This is a genomic window from Streptomyces sp. NTD91, from assembly GCF_059510455.1.
The window spans coordinates 45,932-61,707 of record NZ_JCAJZW010000047.1 but is presented as its reverse complement, the minus strand read 5'-3'; the positions used below and the strand labels follow the sequence as shown (position 1 = coordinate 61,707).

The window sequence follows — 15,776 nt, the reverse complement described above, 5'->3', positions numbered from 1 at the left end:
GGAGGGGGGCTTGGCCGCGTCCCTCGGTGCGCCGCGCAGCGTGGCCAGGCGGCGGTGGTACTCCTCGTCGTCGATCTCGCCTCGCGCGTACCGCTCGGCGAGGATCCGTTCGGGGCCGCCGCCGCCAGGAGGCGACGTCGGCCAGGTGCCGCGCCCTGCGCCCGGCGGGTTGGGGCGGGCGAGGGCCCGGAAGAGGAGGACGCCGAGGGCGATGATCAGCGCCCAGACCAGCACGGTGCCGATGGACATCAGGAACCAGCCCCACCCGTTCATGCCGTGGCCGTACCAGAACATCATTCCCGCCTCGCCTTCCCGGGACATCGCCGAGATCCGTGTGCGCGGACGTCTCCATCGTCGCTCTCCCTCGGCCGCGACGACAAAGGGCCGGACGGCCCATGCGGCCGTCCGAGCGGCACCACGGGCTCACGCGTCAGGCGGCTGCGGGCAGCGGGGCGGTCCACTCGACGACGGTGCCGCTCGGGTCGTTGGGCCGGAGGGTGAAGGTGCCGCCCAGTTCCTCGGCGCGCTGCCGGAGGTTGGCCAGGCCGCTGCGGCGGGTGACCCCGGGATCGATGCCGCGGCCGTTGTCCGCCACCTTCAGCCGCAGCACCCTGTCGGCGACGTCCACGCTCACGTCGACGGCGGTGGCCCGGGCGTGCCGGGCGGCGTTGGACAGGGCCTCGCCGAGCACGGCCAGCAGGTGCTCGGCGTGACCGGCGGGCACGTCGGTGTCGAGCAGGCCGGTCATGCGCAGGGCGGGCGGGAAGCCCAGGGTATCGGCTGCCCGCTCCATGGCCGCGACCAGGCGGGCGCGCAGACCTTCGCTGCGCGAGCGGTCCTGCTCCCGCAGCGAGTAGATGGTGGACCGGATGACCTTGATCGTGTCGTCCAGGTCGTCCACCACCCGCTGGACCCGCTCGCCCACCTCGGGCCGGTCGGAGAGCCGGCCGAGCGTGGACTGCAGGGTCAGCGCCCCGGCGAACAGCCGCTGGATGACCAGGTCGTGCAGGTCGCGGGCGATCCGGTCGCGATCGTCGAGGACCAGCATGCGTTCCGCGTCCTGCCGGTGCTCGGCGACCTCGAGCGCCAGCGCGGCCTGGTTGCCGTAACCGATCACCATGTCGACGACGGCGTCGGGGAACGGCGGGCGGCCCGGTACGTTGGCCACCTGCAGCACACCGCGCACGTGGTCGCGGGCGCCGAGGGGGACGAAGAAGGCCGGGCCCAGCTCCACGATGGCAGCGCTGCCCGCGACGGAGCGCGGATCGGCACTGACCGCGTCGCTGGTGATGGTCTCCCCGGAGGCGAAGACCTTCGCGGCCAGTGTGGTGCCGGGCAGGACCAGGCCACGCACCTCCCGCGCGCGCTCTCCGGAGGCGGCCTCGATGACCAGTTCGTCGCTGTCGCCGACGGAGACGGCCAGGGTGACCAGGTCGGCGTCGGCCATCTCGCGCACGGCGGCGGTGAAGGACTCCAGCACGGTGGCGGGCTCGGTGCCGGACAGCAGGCTGCGCATCAGTTCGTTGCTGGCGCCCAGCCACCGCTGCCTGCGACGGGCGTCGTCGTACAGCCGGGCGTTGTCGATCGCCACGCCGGCCGCCGCGGCCAGGGTGCGCAGCACCGCCTCGTCGTCGGCGTCGAACTCGGCGGCCCCCTGCTTGTCGGTCAGGTAGAGGTTGCCGAAGACCTGGTCGCGCACCCGGATCGGGGTGCCGAGGAAGCTGGTCATCGGGGGATGCCCGGCCGGGAAGCCCACGGAGGAGGGGTGCTGTGCCAGCCGGGCCAGGCGCAATGGCTCGGGGTGGCGGATCAGCAGGCCGAGGATGCCCTCACCGCGCGGGTAGTGGCCGATCCGGGCGATGGCCTCCTCGTCCAGGCCGACGGTGAGGAACTGCTTGATCGTGCCCTCGTCACCGAGGACGCCGAGGGCGCCGTACTTGGCGTCGACCAGGGTGGCGGCGGACTCCACGATGCGTTGCAGCACCACCTCGAGCTCCAGGTCGGAGCCGATCGCGAGCACCGCGTCCAGCAGGGTGTGGACGCGGTCGCGTGCCGCCCGCACCTGGGCGACCTGCTGCTGCAGGCCCTCCAGCAGCTCGTCCAGCCGCAACTGCGGCAGGGCTTGAAAGGCCCCGGCGTCGTGGGAACCCCTGCCGCGCTCGTCCACCGGACTTCCCCTTCGCCTCGCGCCGACCCTCACCAGGATGCCCGATCCGGGGTCCGCCCTCGACAGCACCCCGGACAGCGGCGCAAGCGCGTTCGGGCGTGGAGCCCGCGTGCCGCCGAGGCCGTCCGGCGGGTGGGCGCCGGCGCAGGCGATCGCCCCTGTCCCGGCACGCGGCGATCGCCGGGGGTCCCCGCTCAGCCGTCCCAGGTCCAGTCGGCGACCTCGGGCAGGTCCATGCCGTGCTCGCGGATCCAGACGTGGTGGCGCTGGCGCGCGGCCTCCATCCGCTGGCGTACGGCGGCGGCGCGGACCGCGAGGCCGGGGACGCGGTCGATGACGTCCATCACCAGGCGGTAGCGGTCGAGGTCGTTGCGGACCACCATGTCGAACGGCGTGGTCGTGGTGCCGATCTCCTTGTAGCCGCGCACGTGCAGGTTCTTGTGGCCCTTGCGTCGGTAGGCCAGGCGGTGGATGAGCCACGGGTAGCCGTGGTAGGCGAAGAGGACGGGCCTGTCGGCGGTGAACAGACCGTCGTACTCGAAGTCGCTCATCCCGTGCGGGTGTTCCTCGCTCGGCAGCAACCGGGCGATGTCGACGACGTTCACCACCCGCACCACCAGTTCGGGCAGGTGTCGGCGCAGCAACTGGGCGGCGGCCAGCACCTCCTGGGTGGGGACGTCGCCCGCGCAGGCGAGTACGACGTCCGGTTCCCGCGTGCCGTCCTCATTGCCGGCCCACTCCCAGATGCCGGCACCGCGCGCGCAGTGCACCGAGGCGTCCTCCATGGACAGCCAGTCGAAGCAGGGCTGCTTGCCGGCGACGATCACGTTGACGTAGTCGCGGCTGCGCAGCGCGTGGTCGGCCACGGACAGCAGGGTGTTGGCGTCCGGCGGGAAGTAGACCCGCACCGCCTCGGGACTCTTGTTGAGGATGTGGTCGACGAAGCCGGGGTCCTGGTGGGAGAAGCCGTTGTGGTCCTGGCGCCACACGTGCGAGGTCAGCAGGTAGTTGAGCGAGGCGATGGGGGCCCGCCAGGGCAGCCGCCGGGTGGTGCGCAGCCATTTGATGTGCTGGTTGACCATCGAGTCGACGATGTGCACGAAGGCCTCGTAGCAGGAGAACAGCCCGTGCCTGCCGGTGAGGAGGTAGCCCTCCAGCCAGCCCTGGCAGGTGTGTTCGGAGAGGATCTCCATCACCCGGCCGTGCCGGTCCAGGTGCTCGTCCACGTCGAGCGTGCGAGCCTGCCATGCCTTGCCGCTGGCCGCGTAGACGGCCTGGAGCCGGTTGGAGGCCGTCTCGTCCGGACCGACGAGCCGGAAGTCGCGCCGGTCGGCGGTGGCTGCCATGACGTCCTGGAGCATGTCGCCGAGGATCCGGGTCGGTTCGTGCAGGGTGGAGCCGGGCTTGTCGACATCGACGGCGTACTTCTCCAGCGGCGGCAGGGGCAGTTCGCGCAGCAGCAGGCCTCCGTTGGCGTGCGGTGTGGCGCCGAGCCGGCGGGTTCCCTGCGGAACGCAGGCCAGCACGTCCGGGCGGGGGGCGCCGTGCTCGTCGAAGAGTTCCTCGGGGCGGTACGAGCGCAGCCACTGCTCCAACTGCCGCAGGTGCTCGGGGTTGTCACGGACGGCGGCCAGCGGGACCTGGTGGGCGCGCCAGGTGCCCTCCACGGGCAGGCCGTCGACCACCGCGGGTCCCGTCCAGCCCTTCGGGGTGCGCAGCACGATCACGGGCCAGCGCGGCCGGTCGGTCGCGCCGTCCTCGCGAGCCGCGTACTGGATCGCGGCGATGCGGTCCAGCGCGGTGTCCATCGCCTGCGCCGTCGCGCGGTGGACGGCCATGGGGTCGTCGCCGGTGACGTGGATCGGGTCGTGGCCGTAACCGCGCAGCAGTTCGTCGAGTTCGCTCTCCGGGATCCGGGCCAGCACGGTCGGGTTGGCGATCTTGTAGCCGTTCAGGTGCAGGATCGGCAGCACCGCGCCGTCGCGGACCGGGTCGAGGAACTTGTTGGAGTGCCAGGAGGCGGCCAGCGGCCCGGTCTCGGCCTCACCGTCGCCGATCACGCAGGCCACCAGCAGGCCGGGGTTGTCCAGGGCGGCGCCGTAGGCGTGGGAGAGCGCGTAGCCCAGTTCGCCGCCCTCGTGGATCGAGCCCGGCGTCTCGGGCGCGACATGGCTCGGCACCCCGCCCGGGAACGAGAACTGCTTGAAGAGCCGGGCCATGCCGGTGGCGTCCCGGGTGATGTCGGGGTACGTCTGCGAGTAGGAGCCCTCCAGCCAGGAGTTGGCCAGCACGGCCGGGCCACCGTGGCCGGGCCCCCACACGCACAGCGCGTCCAGGTCGCGGGCCTTGATCACCCGGTTGAGATGGGTGTGCACCAGGTTCAGGCCCGGAGAGGTGCCCCAGTGGCCCAGCAGACGCGGCTTGACGTGCTCGGGCCGCAGCGGCTCGGTCAGCAGGGGGTTGGCCATCAGGTAGATCTGGCCGACGGACAGGTAGTTCGCGGCGCGCCAGTGTGCGTCCAGCGACCTCAGCTCGTCCTCCTCCGGTTGTGCGGGCACCTGCTGCGTGTCGACGGACATCGGGATTCCTTTCCGGGTCGGGGCAGCGGTCGGGGTGTGTCGTGCGACGGCGGTCGCGGTCTCAACCCTCCGCCGTTCTGCCGGGTCCCCGACAGGGCTGTTCGGGTCACACGCCGGCGGTGTGCGACCCGGGGTCGTTCAGGTGCGGTCCGGTCCGGGTCACGCACGCGGCTGCGGGACGCCGGGACCGACCCGGGCCCGTACCGCGTCGACGGCCTCCCACTGCTCGGGGCCCAGCATGGCGAGGGCGGCGGGGAAGACGCCGTCCTGTTCCTTGAGGATGTGGTCGCGCAGCAGGTCGACGGTGTCGATGAGGCGGGCCGGCCAGGTGGGATCGGTCAAGAACGGTCCGTCCGCCTCGGCCAGCACGGCCTCGATACGGCGGTGTTCGGCCTCGAGCGTGGCGATCTTGTCGGGGAAGTCGGCGGCCAGGGCGGGGAACAGGCCGTGCTCCTCGACCCCGGTGTGCGGGCCGAGCACGGTGGCGATCTCGCGGGCCAGTTCGGCCATGCGCGTGATCTCACCGTCGCGGTGGGCGTCACGGACGTGGCTGATGAGGCTCACGACCGTCTCGTGCTCCCTGGTCAGCCGGCCGATGGAGTCCAGTTCCTGGCAGCCGCAGTACTCACACATGGTGCGGTCCTCTCCTGATCAGTGTGCCTGGGCGGCGGGGACGCGCCGGGTGAGCGCGTGGCGCACGCCCGTTCCCGTGAGGACGAGGGCGGTGGCGGCCACCGCCGCGAGCAGGAGCAGTCCCAGGGCGTACGAGCCGTAGGCGCCGTACAGGGAGCCCATCAGCAGCGGCGGGACGAAACCGCCGAGGCCGCCCGCGGCGCCGACGACTCCGGTCACCGAGCCGACCATGTTCGCCGGGGCGAGCAGGGCGACCAGCGCGAACACCGCGCCGCTGCCCGCGCCGAGCGCGGCGGACATCGTCAGGAACGCGAGGGTGCCCAGCGGTGCGAGGGGCGGGGTGAAGGACTGGACGAGGGCTCCGGCGGTCACCACGGCCAGGACGCCGGCGAGCACCCGCACCGGGCCGAAGCGGTCCGAGAGCCAGCCGCCGGCCGGCCGCATGGCCACCGCGAGGAGCACGAAGCCGGCCATCCGGTTCGCCGCGTCCCCCGGGGCCAGGCCGTAGCCGGTCTTCAGATAGGTCGGCAGGTAGACGGAGAAGGCGACGTAGCCGCCGAAGGTCACCGCGTACAGCGCCGATGCCTGCCAGGTGACGCCGAGCCCGAGGGTGGCGCCGAGACGCCGGGCCAGCGGCTCGGTGGGCACCGTGCGGCCGGGCGCGTCCCGCAGCACGAGCGCGGCCACCACCGCGTAGACCGCCAGCACGCCGGCGGTGAGCAGGAAGGGGTCGGCCATGCCGTATGCCTTCACCAGGTCGACCGTGGTCAGCGCGCTGATCGCGGTGCCGCCCATGCCCGCCCCGAAGACGCCGACGGCCAGGCCGCGCCGCTCCGGCGGGAACCAGGCGTTCACGAAGGGCACCCCGACCGCGAACGCGGTGCCGCCGACGCCGAGGAAGAACCCGCCGACCAGCAACTCGGCGAGCGAGGAGTGGCCGGCAAGGCCCAGACAGAGCACCGGGACGGTCGTGGCGGCGGACACCAGCGGGAACATCACGCGTCCGCCGAACCGGTCGGTCAGCGCGCCCACCGGGATCCGGCCCAGCGAACCGACCACCACCGGCACCGCCACCAGCAGCGACTGCTGGAAGGAGGTCAGCTGCAGGGTGTCCTTGAAGCGCGGGCCGAGCGGGCTGAGCAGCGCCCAGGCCCAGAAGTTGACGGCGAAGCCCGTCGTGGCCAGCGCCAGCATCAGCCACGCCCGGCCGGACACGGACGCGGCCGTGTCCGGTACCTGGTTCCGCTTCCTCGACGGCTGGAGCATCGCCGCCCGTCCCTTCGTCCTCGCAGTCGTGCGGCCCCGGAGAAGTCCGGGGGCGCGGGCCGCCGCCGCGCGCCGCGTGCCGGTGGCCCGACGCCACTATCCGTACACGCGATCTCCCGGACAGTGGGCCGTCCGGCCTCATCACCCGGCCCGGCGGTCCCCGCTTTCCGTCATGACGGGCCCGCCCCCCAGACCGCGGACGAGGCCGCCGTGCGCCGCCGCCAGGACGCGGGCCGGCGCACAAGGGCCGACCGGCCCTAACGGCGGCCCGGCCGGGGAAGGCAGCATGGAGGGGTGTTCCACAACGACGGCTTCCGCGCGCTCGATCGGCAGGAGTGCCTGCGCCTGTTGGCGAAGGCGCCGGTCGGTCGTGTCGTATACACCCGTCAGGCGCTGCCCGCGGTCCTCCCGGTCAACTTCTCCCTGGACACGGACACCTCCGTGCTCCTGCGCACGTCGACGAGCTCGGACCTGGTCCGCGCCGTCGACGGGGTCGTGGTGGCCTTCGAGGCCGACGACTTCGACGCCGCGACCCACTCCGGCTGGAGCGTGGTCGTCACCGGCCGGGCCACCGTGGTGACCGACCCCGGGGAGCACGAGCGGCTGCTGCGCACCGGCCCGCGCTCCTGGGTCGTCAGGGACGAGGGGGTGTTCGTGCGCATCGACTCCGAGATGGTCACCGGACGGGAGATCAGCGGTACGCGCGTCCCGGACTGAACCCGTCGCGAAGAGCGGGCGCCTCCGCGTCGCCCGCGGTCCACCGGGGCCCCCGGGTGAGCGGCCCGTCCGGCCGCGCGGACACGGTGGACGAAAGGGGCATCCGCCCGGCGTGCGTCAGAGGACGTCCGGGCTCCCGTCATGCATGCCTGCCACGGCCTGCACGCGGGCGCGTGGTGTGCGGCCGGCGTCCGGGCCGTAGCCGAAACGGATCAGCAGGTGGGAGTGGCACCGCTGGTGCCGGATGCTGGTGGCCGCCCGCAGGTCCGGCCACTCCATCGCCTGGTGCAGGAGTGAGGTGCGCACGCCGTGCACGGTCGCCGTCAGCAGCACGTGCTGCAAGGCCTGGCCCGCGCGCAGCCAGTCCTCCGGCCGGTCCCGGGACGTCCACAACAGCGCCACCTGGGCGTGCCGTTCGAAACGGAGGGCCGGCAGATGCAGCGCGGGCAGCGGGCCGGTGAAGTCCCGCATCGGCATCCGGCCCGCCGCGTCCGGCGGACCGATGACCGTGACCGGGATGCCGTACGGCCGGTCCGAGGCCGGCGCCGTGATCCAGGCCCGGGACTCTGCGATGCGCGCCGGGCTCGCATGGTTGCGGGCCTCGGCGACGGCGGTCAGACGCAGCAGCCGACGGGTTCCGGCGATGTCCGGAAGATGCAGTCGCCCGCCCTCGATGCGCGCGGCCGTGGACATCTCGGCCACGACCGGATCCGGCACCGGGCGGCCGGTGAACGGCATACGGCTGGTGTGCCGCCGCGTGACGGCGTCGTACAGCTCCTCCTCCCGTCCGCGCAGCTCGCGCGGACCGGCCGGAGCGGCGAGCCGCACGGCGGCCAGCAGACCGGGGTCGCCCGCATCGGGCAGGAGCAGCACGTCGGGGCGCCGGCCCAGGTGCACGGCGGCGACCCTGAGGTTGAACACGGCCGCTCCCACGGACAGATGCCGGGCGCGGCCGTCCGGGTCGGCCAGCGGCAGCGACCGTTCCGGCACGGCACGGACCTCCAGGGCCCGGCCGTCCGGGCTCACGCGGAAGCGCCAGGGCTGTGTGTTGTGGATGGACGGAGCCGCCACGGCTGCGGCGAGCAGCGCCTCCAGGGCGGTCGCGTCCAGGTCTGGGATGCGCACGGTGCTTCCTTTCTTCTCTTCTCCGGGGCCGGAGGTGTTGTCCGGGGGTCACGGGGCCGGCCGGGGAGCACGGGGGTTCCTCCGGCGCGACACACGCCTGCTGCGGGGCCGCGCCTGACGCCCTTGTGCCAGGCCATGGCCGGGCGGTGACCGGTCCGGCCCGTGCGCGGCATCCGTGACGGGGGACGGCGGTGGAGGCTGCCGCACGGACGTGCGGTGCAGTGGTACACGGGACACCTCCGGATCGGTCGGCAGTCAGCATCCGACGCCGAGCCGCCCGTGCGCGGCGGCCGCCCAGCCCCTCCGCAGGGGCCGAGGGTCCCCGCTCGGCACTCGGGGCGATGCCGAAGGGCAGCCGGAACGCGCCGCACCGCCCCGGGGCCGTGCGTCCCGGCGGCACAGACGAGACCGGGCCGGAAGGTCTGCCGGACAGGGCCGTTCGGCCCCAGGACCCCGGCGGGGCCGGCACCTAGCGTTCGTGACCATGGAGAACGACGAGAGGGCGCGCCCGTCGCAGCGGCGCGCCGGTGAAGGCTGGCCGCTGGCCGCCCGCAGGCTGCTGACGCGCCGCGAGGTCTCCGCCGACGGACGTGCCGTCTTCGGTGCGGGCGACCCGAAGTGGGAGGGCTTCTACCGGGACCGCTGGGCGCACGACAGGGTGGTGCGCTCCACGCACGGCGTCAACTGCACCGGTTCCTGCTCGTGGATGGTGTACGTCAAGGACGGCATCATCACCTGGGAGCACCAGGCCACCGACTATCCCTCGATCGGCACGGACTGCCCCGAGTACGAGCCCCGTGGATGCCCGCGGGGCGCGTCGTTCTCCTGGTACACCTACTCGCCCAGCCGGGTCCGTCACCCGTACGTGCGGGGCACGCTGCTGAAGATGTGGCGCGAGGCCCGGCGCAGGCTCGGCGATCCGGTGGCGGCATGGGCGGAGATCACCGGCGACCCGGCCCGGGCCCGCGCCTACAAGCGGGCCCGGGGCAAGGGCGGTCTGGTGCGCGCCCACTGGGACGAGGTCACCGAGTTGGTCGCCGCCGCCCATGTGCACACCATCAGGACGTACGGCCCCGACCGCGTCGCCGGTTTCTCGCCGATCCCGGCGATGTCGATGGCGTCGTTCGCGGCCGGCTCCAGGTTCATGTCGCTGATCGGCGGAACGCTGCTGTCGTTCTACGACTGGTACGCCGACCTGCCGGTGGCCTCCCCGCAGGTCTTCGGCGACCAGACCGACGTGCCGGAGGCGGCCGACTGGTGGAACGCGGGCTATCTGATCATGTGGGGCTCCAACATCCCCGTCACCCGGACCCCGGACGCGCACTTCCTGACCGAGACCCGCTACAACGGCACCAAGGTCGTCGCGGTCAGCCCGGACTACGCCGACAACGTGAAGTTCGCCGACGAGTGGCTCGCCCCTCACCCCGGTACGGACGGGGCGCTGGCGATGGCGATGGGGCATGTGATCCTCCGGGAGTTCCTGGTCGAGCGGGAGGTGCCGTACTTCCGGGACTACCTGCGGACGTACACGGACGCGCCGTTCCTGGTGACCCTGCGGGAGAGCGAGCGCGGGCTGGTCCCGGACGGGTTCCTGACCGCCGCCGACCTGGGCCGCACGGACGAGGAGAACGCCGGGTCCAAGACGGTGCTGCTGGACGGGGTCACCGGTGAGCCGGTGGTGCCCAACGGCTCTCTCGGCTTCCGCTGGGCGCAGGCCGAACAGGGCCGCTGGAACCTCGCACTCGGCGATGTCGAGCCGGTGTTGAGCCTGCTGGAGGCGGCCGAGGACAGGGTGCGGGTGGCGCTGCCCCGGTTCGACGAGGGCGCCACCGAGGGCGGTTCGGTGATGGTGCGCGGGGTGCCCGTGCGCCGGATCGGCGGCCGGCTCGTCACCACCGTCTTCGACCTCATGCTCGCCCAGTACGGTGTGGCCCGGCCGGGTCTGCCGGGCATCTGGCCGCTGGCGTACGACGACGCCTCCCAGCCGTACACCCCGGCCTGGCAGGAGACCATCACGTCCGTGCCCGCCGCGCAGGCGACCCGGATCGCCCGGGAGTTCGCCCGCAACGCCGAGCGCACGAACGGCCGCTCCATGATCGCGATGGGCGCGGGCACCAACCACTGGTTCCACTCCGACACGATCTACCGGGCCTTCCTGGCGCTGACCACGATGACCGGCTGCCAGGGCGTCAACGGCGGCGGCTGGGCGCACTACGTCGGGCAGGAGAAGGTCCGTCCGCTGACCGGTTTCCAGCACCTGGCGTTCGCCTTCGACTGGCAGCGGCCGACCCGGCACATGGCGGGCACCTCGTACTGGTACCTGAACACCGACCAGTGGCGCTACGAGTCCTTCGGCCCCGAGGAACTGGCCTCCCCGCTCGGCGCGGGAAGGTTCAGGGGCAAGGCGTTCGCCGACTGTCTCGCCCAGGCCGTGCGCCTCGGCTGGACGCCGGGCCACCCCGGTTTCGACCGCAACCCGCTGGACCTGTGCGACGAGGCCGCGGCGCAGGGGCGCGAGGTCGCCGCGCACATCGTGGACGAGCTGAAGGCGGGGCGGCTGCGGTTCGCCGCCGAGGACCCGGACGCCCCGGCCAACTTCCCGCGGGTGCTGACCGTGTGGCGGGCGAACCTGCTGGGCTCCTCCGGCAAGGGCAACGAGTACTTCCTGCGCCATCTGCTGGGCACGGACGCGGCGGTCCGCAGCGCCGAGACCCCGGCCGGGCAGCGGCCCGAGGAGGTCGTGTGGCACGAGGAGGCTCCCGAGGGCAAGCTCGACCTGCTGGTCACCATGGACTTCCGGATGACCTCCACCGGCCTGCTGGCCGACGTCGTCCTGCCGGCCGCGACCTGGTACGAGAAGGACGACCTGTCCAGCACCGACATGCACCCCTTCGTGCACGCCTTCACCCCGGCCATCGCCCCGCCCTGGCAGGCCCGCACCGACTACGACACCTTCCTGGCCGTCGCCGACAAGTTCAGCGAACTCGCCGCCGAGCACCTCGGCACCCGCACCGACGTCCTCGCCGTGCCGCTCGCCCACGACACCCCCGACGAACTCGCCCAGCCGGGCGGGACGGTACGGGACTGGAGGACCGGGGAGTGCGAGCCGATACCGGGCAGGACCATGCCGAAGCTGGCCGTGGTCGAACGTGACTACGCCGCCGTAGCCGAGAAGATGCGCGCCGTCGGACCGCTGCTGGACACCCTGGGCACGACCACCAAGGGCGTCACCGTCCACCCCGACCGCGAGGTCGAGGAGCTGCGGCACCGCTGCGGCACGGTCCGCGAGGGGGTCGGCGCCGGACGCCCGTCCCTGGCCACCGCGAGCGACCTGTGCGAGGCGATCCTCGCCCTGTCCGGCACCACAAACGGCCGTCTGGCCACCGAGGGGTTCCGGGAGCTCGAGCGGCAGACCGGCAGCGAGGGCCTGGTGGAACTGGCCGCCGAGCGCGAAGCGGAGCGGATCACCTTCGCCGACACCCGCACGCAGCCCCGCGCGGTGCTGACGTCGTACGAGTGGTCCGGTTCGGAGGCCGGCGGGCGCCGCTACTCCCCCTTCGTGATCAACGTCGAGCACAAGAAGCCCTGGCACACCCTCACCGGCCGCCAGCACTTCTTCGTCCAGCACGACTGGATGGCCGAACTGGGCGAGCAGCTCCCCGTCTATCGACCGCCGTTGAACGCCATCCGGCACTGGGGCGACGAGCATCTGCACGAGGACGGCCGGGCCGAGGTGACGGTGCGTTACCTGACCCCGCACTCCAAGTGGTCCATCCACTCCGAGTACCAGGACAACGCCTACATGCTGGCGCTGTCGCGCGGCGGCCCGGTCATCTGGATGTCCACCGCGGACGCCGAGAGGATCGGCGTCCGGGACAACGAGTGGATCGAGGCCTACAACCGAAACGGCGTCGTCGCCGCCCGCGCCGTGGTCACCCACCGGATGCCCGAGGGCACGGTGTACATGTACCACGCCAAGGACCGCACGGTGAACGTGCCGAAGACCGAGGTCAGCGGCAGGCGCGGCGGCATCCACAACTCGCTGACCCGCCTGCTGCTCAAGCCCACCCACCTCGCGGGCGGCTACGCCCAGTTCACGTACGCCTTCAACTACTACGGCCCGACCGGCAACCAGCGCGACGAGGTCACGGTCATCCGCCGTCGCTCGCAGGAAGTGGAGTACTGACATGCCCCGTGGCAAAGCCACCATAGGACGCGTCATGGGCCAGATCGCGATGGTGATGAACCTCGACAAGTGCATCGGGTGTCACACCTGCTCGGTCACCTGCAAGCAGACGTGGACCAACCGCACCGGTGTCGAGTACGCCTGGTTCAACAACGTGGAGACCAAGCCGGGCGTGGGCTACCCGCGCCGCTACGAGGACCAGGAGCGGTGGAAGGGCGGCTGGACGCTGGACGAGCGGGGGCGTCTCGTCCTGCGCTCCGGTGGCCGGGTCGAGCGGCTGCTGTCGCTGTTCTCCAACCCGCACCTGCCGGCCATCGAGGACTACTACGAGCCGGTGACGTACGACTACGACAACCTGGTCAGCGCCCCGGCGGGACCGGACATGCCGGTCGCCCGCCCCCGCTCGGTCCTCACCGGCAAGCCGACCTCCATCACCTGGGGCGCCAACTGGGAGGACGGACTGGGCGGCGCTCCCGAGCACGCGGGCGGCGACCCGAACCTGAGCGGCGAGTGGGCCGCGAAGGTGAAGATGGAGTTCGAGCAGACCTTCCTGTTCCATCTGCCCCGCCTGTGCGAGCACTGCCTCAACCCGGCCTGCGTGTCCGCCTGTCCGTCGGGGGCGATGTACAAGCGGGTCGAGGACGGCATCGTGCTGGTCGACCAGGACCGGTGCCGGGGCTGGCGCATGTGCGTCACGGCGTGCCCGTACAAGAAGGTGTACGTCAACCACGCCACCGGCAAGGCCGAGAAGTGCACGTTCTGCTTCCCCCGCATCGAGGCCGGTCAGCCCACCGTCTGCTCCGAGACCTGCGTCGGGCGGCTGCGCTACCTCGGGCTGCTGCTGTACGACGCCGACCGCGTCGGCGAGGCCGCCGCCGCGCCGGGTGAGAGGGACCTGCTGGACGCCCAGCGCGGCGTCTTCCTCGACCCGCGCGATCCCGAGGTGCGGTCGGCGGCCCGGGAGGCCGGCATTCCCGAGGACTGGCTGGAGGCCGCCCGCCGCTCACCCGTGTACGACCTGGTGTGCCGGTACAAGGTGGCCCTGCCGCTGCACCCGGAGTACCGCACCCTGCCGATGGTCTGGTACGTGCCGCCCCTGTCCCCCGTCCTCGACGCGGTCACCGTCGCGGGCGGCGACCAGGACGACCCGGACCATGTGTTCGCCGCGGTCACCCGGCTGCGCATCCCGCTGGAGTACCTGGCGGAGCTGTTCACCGCCGGGGACACCGAGGTGGTCGCCGGGGTGCTGATGAAGCTGACGGCGCTGCGCTCGTACATGCGCGCGTGGACCCTGGGCGAGAGTCCGGACGAGGCCGCGATCAAGGCCGTGGGGCTGACGGCCCGGGAGGCGCGGGACCTGCACCGGCTGCTCGCGGTGGCCAAGTACAAGGACCGCTACGTCGTGCCGGCCGCCCACACGGAGGACGCCGCCGCACTCACGGCGATGGAGAACCGCTGCCCGGTGGAGACCTCCGCCGAGCCGGGCAAGCGCAAGGTGATGCTCGGCATCCCGACGCTGCGCCGCCGTACCCCCGAAGCCCCCGCAGGAGGCCGCCCGTGAGCCCGCTCCCCGGCACCGTCCCCGCCATCGTGCGCACCCGCCTGCGGGCCGCCGTACGCCGCCCGTCCCGACTCACCCCGAAGGAGGTCAGGGACCGGGCGCTGGTCCTGCGGCTGCTGTCGCTGCTGCTGCAGTACCCGGACGCCGAGCTGGCCGCCGCGAGGCCCGCCGTCCTCGCCGCCGTCCGGTCCCTGCCCCCGTCACCGGCCGCCGGTGAACTGGCCTCCTTCGCCGCCTGGTTCGCCGGGCAGGAGCCCGAGGCACTGGAGCGGCACTACGTCGAGATGTTCGACCTGCGCCGCAGGAGCAGCCTCTACCTCACCTACTACCTCCACGGCGACACCCGCCGCCGGGGCATGGCCCTGCTCGCCCTGGCCCAGCAGTACCGCGCGGCCGGCTGGGACGTCGACGGCGGGGAACTCCCCGACCACCTTCCCGTGGTGCTGGAGTTCGCCGCCCTGTCGGGCCCCGGCGCGGGCGAGGCGCCGCTGCGCCGGCACCGGCGCGGTCTTGAGCTGATCCACCGGGCGCTGACCGATGCGGACTCGCCCTACCGGCACCTGCCGGCCGCGCTGCTCACCCTGATGCCCCCGGCCACCGAGGCCGACCTCGCGGCCCTGGCCGAACTGGCCGCCGGGGGACCGCCGGACGAGGACGTCGGTCTCGACCCGTACGCCGGCGGCCCGTCCGCCCCGCCCGGCGCCTTCGTCCCGCCCGGCCAGGCCCCGCCCACCCTCGTGCCGCCCCTCCCCTCGTCCCCGGATGGTCCTCGATGAGCGCTTCAGGAACCGACCTCCTGCTGTGGGTCGCCTTCCCCTACGTCTGCCTGGCCGTGTTCGCCGTCGGCCATGTATGGCGCTACCGGCAGGACCAGTTCGGGTGGACCTCCCGCACCACCCAGTTCCTGGAGCACCGCTGGCTGCGGTGGGGCAGCCCGCTGTTCCACCTCGGGGCCTTCGCGGTGATCGCCGGGCACGTGGCCGGTCTCGCCGTCCCCGCGTCCTGGACGGAGGCCGCAGGGATCAGCGAGCGCGCCTACCACACGGCGGCCGTCTCGCTCGGCTCGGTCGCGGGCGTGGCCATGGTCTGCGGGCTGGGCATACTGTGCGCCCGCCGGCTGCTCGCCCGGCGCATCCGCCTCACCACCGACCGCAGCGACAAGGTGCTCTTCCCGCTGCTCTCCCTGACGGTGCTGCTGGGCTTCGGCGCCACCGCCGTGCACAACGTCTTCGGCGGCGGCTACGACTACCGGGAAACCGTCTCCGTCTGGTTCCGCGGTGTCTTCTCCCTGCACCCGCGCCCCGAGGCCATGTCCGGCGCACCGCTCCTGTTCCAGCTGCACGCCCTGAGCGCCTGCCTGCTCTTCGCCGCCTGGCCGTTCACCCGTCTGGTGCACGTGTGGAGCGCCCCGGTCGGCTACCTCGTCCGGCCCTACCTGGTCTACCGGCGCCGCGCGACCGGCCCGGCGCCCGTGGCGCGCGGTGTACCGGGCGCCGAGCCCCGCACCCGCCGTGCCGCGTGATCGTCGCGCCCGGCCGGCCC

At 72.9% G+C, this 15,776-nt stretch carries 11 protein-coding genes; 5 read left to right on the top strand and 6 right to left on the bottom strand.

Annotation, left to right across the window (positions count from 1 at the left end):
* The 5 genes from AC5WRT_RS32830 to AC5WRT_RS32810 all read right to left on the bottom strand — a co-directional run.
* Positions 1-321: SHOCT domain-containing protein (locus AC5WRT_RS32830; protein ID WP_496100873.1), on the bottom strand; the 321-nt coding region annotated here is incomplete at its 3' end.
* A 109-nt stretch (positions 322-430) separates the two neighbouring features.
* Entirely contained in the window at positions 431-2,167 is a 1,737-nt protein-coding gene (locus AC5WRT_RS32825; protein WP_496100872.1) for a sensor histidine kinase, read from the bottom strand.
* Positions 2,168-2,361: 194 nt separating this feature from the next.
* Entirely contained in the window at positions 2,362-4,746 is a 2,385-nt protein-coding gene (locus AC5WRT_RS32820; RefSeq protein WP_496097835.1) for a phosphoketolase family protein, read from the bottom strand.
* Between the two features lie 159 nt (positions 4,747-4,905).
* Positions 4,906-5,379 carry a hemerythrin domain-containing protein gene (locus tag AC5WRT_RS32815; protein ID WP_496100871.1) on the bottom strand — a complete coding sequence of 158 codons (474 nt, stop codon included), beginning with the start codon at positions 5,377-5,379 and terminating at the stop codon, positions 4,906-4,908.
* Between the two features lie 18 nt (positions 5,380-5,397).
* Positions 5,398-6,645: an MFS transporter gene (locus AC5WRT_RS32810; RefSeq protein ID WP_496100870.1), complete on the bottom strand. Its 1,248-nt coding sequence runs from the start codon at positions 6,643-6,645 to the stop codon at positions 5,398-5,400.
* Positions 6,646-6,939: 294 nt separating this feature from the next.
* Here AC5WRT_RS32810 and AC5WRT_RS32805 point away from each other — a divergent pair, with 294 nt between their 5' ends.
* Positions 6,940-7,362 (top strand): pyridoxamine 5'-phosphate oxidase family protein, encoded by a 423-nt coding sequence (locus AC5WRT_RS32805; RefSeq protein WP_496097832.1) that lies wholly within the window; start codon positions 6,940-6,942, stop codon positions 7,360-7,362.
* 117 nt (positions 7,363-7,479) lie between these two features.
* Here AC5WRT_RS32805 and AC5WRT_RS32800 read toward each other — a convergent pair whose 3' ends face one another.
* Positions 7,480-8,487 (bottom strand): Acg family FMN-binding oxidoreductase, encoded by a 1,008-nt coding sequence (locus AC5WRT_RS32800; protein WP_496100869.1) that lies wholly within the window; start codon positions 8,485-8,487, stop codon positions 7,480-7,482.
* A gap of 484 nt (positions 8,488-8,971) precedes the next feature.
* Here AC5WRT_RS32800 and AC5WRT_RS32795 point away from each other — a divergent pair, with 484 nt between their 5' ends.
* The 4 genes from AC5WRT_RS32795 to narI are packed head-to-tail and all read left to right on the top strand — an operon-like array spanning position 8,972 to position 15,756.
* The gene (locus tag AC5WRT_RS32795; protein ID WP_496097830.1) at positions 8,972-12,673 is read left to right on the top strand and encodes a nitrate reductase subunit alpha; all 3,702 of its coding nucleotides are present in this window, start codon (positions 8,972-8,974) and stop codon (positions 12,671-12,673) included.
* A gap of 1 nt (position 12,674) precedes the next feature.
* Entirely contained in the window at positions 12,675-14,234 is a 1,560-nt protein-coding gene (narH, locus tag AC5WRT_RS32790; RefSeq protein ID WP_496097829.1) for a nitrate reductase subunit beta, read from the top strand.
* Positions 14,231-15,010 carry a nitrate reductase molybdenum cofactor assembly chaperone gene (narJ, locus tag AC5WRT_RS32785; RefSeq protein ID WP_496097828.1) on the top strand — a complete coding sequence of 260 codons (780 nt, stop codon included), beginning with the start codon at positions 14,231-14,233 and terminating at the stop codon, positions 15,008-15,010. The genes narH and narJ overlap by 4 nt, the downstream gene beginning before the upstream one ends.
* Entirely contained in the window at positions 15,007-15,756 is a 750-nt protein-coding gene (gene narI / locus AC5WRT_RS32780) for a respiratory nitrate reductase subunit gamma (RefSeq protein WP_496097827.1), read from the top strand. Before narJ ends, narI begins: the two co-directional genes overlap by 4 nt.
* The last annotated feature ends 20 nt before the right edge of the window (positions 15,757-15,776 follow it).

What these genes read in the sequence shown, in the direction of transcription:
- AC5WRT_RS32820 (WP_496097835.1), bottom strand. Translation starts at nt 4,746, where the DNA reads ATGTCCGTCGACACGCAGCAGGTGCCCGCACAACCGGAGGAGGACGAG.
- AC5WRT_RS32815 (WP_496100871.1), bottom strand. Translation starts at nt 5,379, where the DNA reads ATGTGTGAGTACTGCGGCTGCCAGGAACTGGACTCCATCGGCCGGCTG.
- AC5WRT_RS32810 (WP_496100870.1), bottom strand. Translation starts at nt 6,645, where the DNA reads ATGCTCCAGCCGTCGAGGAAGCGGAACCAGGTACCGGACACGGCCGCG.
- AC5WRT_RS32795 (WP_496097830.1), top strand. Translation starts at nt 8,972, where the DNA reads ATGGAGAACGACGAGAGGGCGCGCCCGTCGCAGCGGCGCGCCGGTGAA.
- narH (WP_496097829.1), top strand. Translation starts at nt 12,675, where the DNA reads ATGCCCCGTGGCAAAGCCACCATAGGACGCGTCATGGGCCAGATCGCG.
- narI (WP_496097827.1), top strand. Translation starts at nt 15,007, where the DNA reads ATGAGCGCTTCAGGAACCGACCTCCTGCTGTGGGTCGCCTTCCCCTAC.